The 327-nt window shown below is 35.8% G+C and carries 1 protein-coding gene; it reads left to right on the top strand.

The features are described 5' to 3' along the window. Window positions 1-225: 225 nt before the first annotated feature. Window positions 226-327 (top strand): adenylyltransferase/cytidyltransferase family protein (locus KH400_RS23470; protein WP_217228742.1); only part of this gene is annotated, 102 nt, incomplete at its 3' end.

Raw genomic sequence — 327 nt, 5'->3', positions numbered from 1 at the left:
CAACTAGTCTCTAAAAACGTTGAAATACTGTATTGACGCAGTTTCACTATTCCATCCATTAAATTGGAAATAGTTTGTCTTTACATTTTCTTAACGTTTTTTAGGCATTATGATATAATGAAGTTCCGAAGAGCGAAAAAACATGACCGATGAGAATAGGATTACGGATAAACATTACTGCTTGAAGCAGTCGAATAAGGATGAAGAAAGGAGTTTATGTTTGCAATGAAGAAAGTTATTACGTACGGTACATTTGATTTATTACACTGGGGGCATATCAAGCTGCTAGAGCGTGCAAAACAGCTTGGAGATTACTTAGTGGTAGCC

This window comes from Desertibacillus haloalkaliphilus (assembly GCF_019039105.1).
In the GTDB taxonomy this organism is placed as follows: domain Bacteria; phylum Bacillota; class Bacilli; order Bacillales; family KJ1-10-99; genus Desertibacillus; species Desertibacillus haloalkaliphilus.
This window is presented reverse-complemented; position numbering and strand designations above follow the sequence as displayed.